Annotated in this window: 3 protein-coding genes and 1 pseudogene; 2 read left to right on the forward strand and 2 right to left on the reverse strand. The window is 59.6% G+C overall.

Annotated elements, in window-relative coordinates:
* Both ACRXB1_RS32075 and ACRXB1_RS32080 read left to right on the forward strand, forming a co-directional pair.
* Window positions 1-338 (forward strand): hypothetical protein (locus ACRXB1_RS32075; RefSeq protein ID WP_449494323.1); only part of this gene is annotated, 338 nt, incomplete at its 5' end.
* 94 nt (window positions 339-432) lie between these two features.
* Window positions 433-1581, forward strand: a complete 1149-nt coding sequence (locus ACRXB1_RS32080; RefSeq protein WP_062168421.1) for a branched-chain amino acid ABC transporter substrate-binding protein — start codon at window positions 433-435, stop codon at window positions 1579-1581.
* 65 nt (window positions 1582-1646) lie between these two features.
* Here ACRXB1_RS32080 and ACRXB1_RS32085 read toward each other — a convergent pair whose 3' ends face one another.
* Both ACRXB1_RS32085 and ACRXB1_RS32090 read right to left on the reverse strand, forming a co-directional pair.
* Complete coding sequence (locus tag ACRXB1_RS32085) at window positions 1647-3338, reverse strand: AMP-binding protein (protein WP_449494324.1); 1692 nt, start codon at window positions 3336-3338, stop codon at window positions 1647-1649.
* 33 nt (window positions 3339-3371) lie between these two features.
* A pseudogene (locus ACRXB1_RS32090) lies at window positions 3372-4016 on the reverse strand (thiamine pyrophosphate-dependent enzyme); the annotation flags it as partial.
* Window positions 4017-4143: the final 127 nt, after the last annotated feature.

The following is a 4143-nucleotide window of genomic DNA, read 5'->3' on the forward strand; positions in this document are numbered from 1 at the left end:
TCAACAAGGCGCTGTTTTCGGGCGCGGCCGGCGAACAGCTCGTGGCGGCGCTGCCGGCATCGCTCAAAGCGCATGCATCGGTGCGCAAGAACCAGGACCTTCCATTCGATGCCGTCCTCTTCGAAGGCGACAGCGACGAATTGATGGCGCTGGTGAAGGACGTTGCGAAACGCCCGGGACCGATTGTCTCGGTGCAAGGGGTATCGGCGGGAGCGTTTGCCGATGAAGCCCACGACGGCGAGCAGGAATACGCGCTCGAACGGTTGCTGACGGAACGCTCGGTGAGCGTGAACACGGCGGCCGCGGGCGGCAATGCGAATTTGATGACGATCGGCTGAACACAATTCAGAGCGGCGGATCGGCTCAAACAAACGGCAGCGGGCACGGCGAACCCGGCACGCGCTGCCACTCACATGGGAATCAGGAGAGTTTATGGATTACACGATGAAGAAGCTGGCAGCAGCAATGTTGGTCACGGGTTTGTCGGTTGCTGCAACGGCTCAGGCGCAAACGGCTGAAGAAGTAAAGGTGGGTTTCGCTGGTCCGATGACCGGCGCGCAGGCGCACTATGGCAAGGATTTCCAGAACGGCATCGTGCTCGCGGTTGAAGATTTCAACGCAACTAAGCCTGTGATTGGCGGCAAGCCGGTCCTCATCGTGCTCGATTCCGCCGATGACCAGGCCGACCCGCGCACCGGCACGACCGTCGCGCAAAAGCTGGTGGACGACAACATCAAGGGCATGCTCGGTCACTTCAACTCGGGCACGACCATCCCCGCTTCGCGCATCTACGCGAACGCCGGCATTCCTGAAATCGCGATGGCAACGGCGCCGGAATACACCACGCAAGGCTACAAGACCACGTTCCGCATGATGACGTCCGACACGCAGCAAGGTTCGGTCGCCGGCGAGTTCGCGGTGAAGACGCTGAAGATGAAGAAGATCGCGATTGTCGATGACCGCACGGCCTACGGCCAGGGTCTCGCCGATCAATTCGAAAAGGCTGCGAAAGCTGCGGGCGCGACGATCGTGGATCGTGAATACGGCAACGACAAAGCCGTCGACTTCAAGGCCATCCTGACCAAGATCAAGTCGATGAACCCGGACCTCGTGTATTACGGCGGCGCCGATTCGCAAGCGGGCCCGATGGTCAAGCAGATGAAGACGCTCGGCCTGCGCGCGCCGTTGATGGCAGGCGAAATGGTCAAGACGGACACGTTCCTGAAGATCGCCGGCGATGCAGCAGACGGCACGGTGGCGTCGCTGGCCGGCTTGCCGCTCGACGAAATGCCGGGTGGCGCAGCGTACGTTGCGAAGTACAAGAAGCGCTTCAACGAGGACGTGCAAACTTACTCGCCGTACGCGTACGACGGTGCAATGGCCATGTTCACGGCAATGAAGACGGCGAACTCGACCGATCCGGCAAAGTACCTGCCGATGCTCGCCAAGACCGACATGCCTGGCGTGACGTCGAAGCAACTCGCGTATGACGCGAAGGGCGATTTGAAGAACGGCGGCATCACGCTGTACAAGGTCGTCGGCGGCAAGTGGACGACGCTGCAAAGCGTGGGCGGGAAGTAAGGTTTAATTGCTTTTGCTTTGAGAAAACCCCCGCATGCGTTCTGCGCTGCGGGGTTTTTTAATGCCTAGGCGTTGAAGTCCTCTTCCCAATACTCATTGTCGCGACGTGCGTCGCTGCCACGCGCCTCCTCAGTTTTCCTGAGTTCCACGCGACGAATCTTCCCCGAGATGGTCTTCGGCAATTCATAAAATTCGATGCGTCGGATCCGCTTGTACGCCGCGAGTTTTTGCGCGGCGAACTTCAGGATCTCACCGGCGGTTTCCTTCGTCGGTTCATAACCGGCGCGCAACGCGACGAACGCCTTCGGCACCGATAACCGCAGCGGATCAGGACTCGGCACGACGGCCGCTTCGCCGACCGCCGGATGTTCGATCAGCACGCTCTCCAGTTCGAACGGACTGATGCGGTAGTCGGCGGCTTTGAAGACATCGTCGGCGCGGCCCACGTAGGTGAAGTAACCATCGGCATCGATCGATGCGACATCGCCCGTCCGGTAATGGCCGCCGCGCATCGCGTCTTGCGTCTTCGATGCATCGTCCACATAGCCGTCCATCAGGCCCAGCGGTTTCGGGTCGAGGATCAGCGCGAGTTCGCCTTCCTGCGCGGGGTTGTCGTCGTGATCGAGCAACGTGATCCTGTAACCCGGCAAGGGACGTCCCATCGACCCGGCTTTCATAGGCTGGCCCGGCGAGTTCGCAATTTGCGCCGTGGTTTCGGTCTGGCCGAAGCCATCGCGTAACGTGAGGTTCCAGGCCTTCCTGACGCGCTCGATGATCTCCGGATTCAGCGGTTCGCCCGCGCCCACGACCTCGCGCAGATGCACCTTGTACGCCGATAAATCCTCCTGGATCATCATGCGCCAGACGGTTGGCGGAGCGCAGAGTGTCGTGACCTGATGCTTGACCAGTGCTTCGAGCGTGGACTTGGCGCTAAAGCGCGGCGTGTTGTGGATGAACACCGTCGCGCCCGCGTTCCACGGCGCAAACACGCAACTCCACGCGTGTTTCGCCCAGCCTGGCGAGCTGATGTTGAGATGGACATCGCCGGGTTTCAGGCCGATCCAGTACATGGTCGATAAATGCCCGACCGGATAACTTTGATGACTATGCAGAACGAGTTTCGGCCGGCTCGTCGTGCCGCTCGTGAAATAAAGCAGTAACGGATCGGTAGCGAGCGTGCGGCCTTCGGGTTCGAACGATGGACTTTCGTTGAAGGCATCGGCAAAATTCAGCCAGCCTTCGGGCAACGCCGCGCTCGATGGAATGGCCACCGCGATGCGGGTTTTGGTTTTATCGATGGCATCGAATTTTGCAGTCTCGTTCGACGCCACGATCACATGCTTCACTTCGCCGCGCGTCATGCGATCGGCTATGTCGGCCGGCGTCAGCAACATGGTGGCGGGAATGGTAACGGCGCCGAGCTTCATTGCGGCGAGCATGGTTTCCCAGAGCGCCGGCTGGTTCGGCAGCATCAGCAAGATGCGGTCGCCGCGCTGCACGCCTTGCTGCCTCAGCCAGTTCGCAAGCTGATTAGATCTCGCCGATAACTCCGCGTACGACAGCTTGATCTCGTCGCCGTTGTCCTCCACGACCCAAAGCGCCGGGTTCATGTTGCTGCGCGCGTATTCATCGAACCAGTCGAGCGCCCAGTTGAACTCGGTCAGCTCCGGCCACGCGAAATCCCTGTACGCGGTTGCGTAGTCGTCGCGATGACGCAGCAGAAAGTCTCGTGCCTGCAAAAATCCTTGCGATGCCATGGTCTTGCGTCTCCTTCGGTTTTGTCTGGTTTTTTACTTCTGCCGCAATTTTTCGCCCTGCTCGCGGATTTGATCGAGCGTTGCGGCCGGCGTACTCGCATCTTGCGGAATCCTGATTTCTATCACCGAGGGCAAACCGGTTTTCAAAGCACGCTCGAACGCCGGCATGAATTGCGCCGTGGTCTCGACAAGTTCGCCATGTGCGCCGAACGCACGGGCGTAGGCTACGAAGTCGGGATTCGTGAGCGCGGTTCCATGCACACGATTCGGATAATGGCGTTCCTGATGCATGCGGATCGTGCCGTATTGCTGGTTATTCACGACCACGAAAATCACCGCGAGCCGGTATTGCATCGCCGTCGCCAGTTCCTGGCTCGACATCATGAAACAGCCGTCGCCAGCGAAGGCCACGACCACGCGGTCCGGATACAACGACTTCGCTGCGATCGCCGCCGGAACGCCGTAGCCCATCGCGCCGCTGGTCGGTGCAACCTGCGACCTGAAATGGCGATATGCGTAATGCCGGTGCAACCATGTTGCGTAATTGCCCGCGCCGTTAGTCATGATCGAATTGGCGGGAAGACGAACGCTCAGTTGCTCCATGATCTCGCCGAGCTGGACATCGCCGAGCATGGGGCGCGGTTTGCGCCACGCGAGATACGCCGCATGCGCTTCTTCCGTTTATTGCTATCGAAAACGAGGATTTCTTTTTCGTAGGTCCTTGCGTTTATCCAAATGTGAAATGACCGTCGCCCAACCAATGAATGCCAAATAACCGATCAGCAGCGGGAGCAACATCACATAA

The organism is Caballeronia sp. M23-90 (assembly GCF_053574605.1).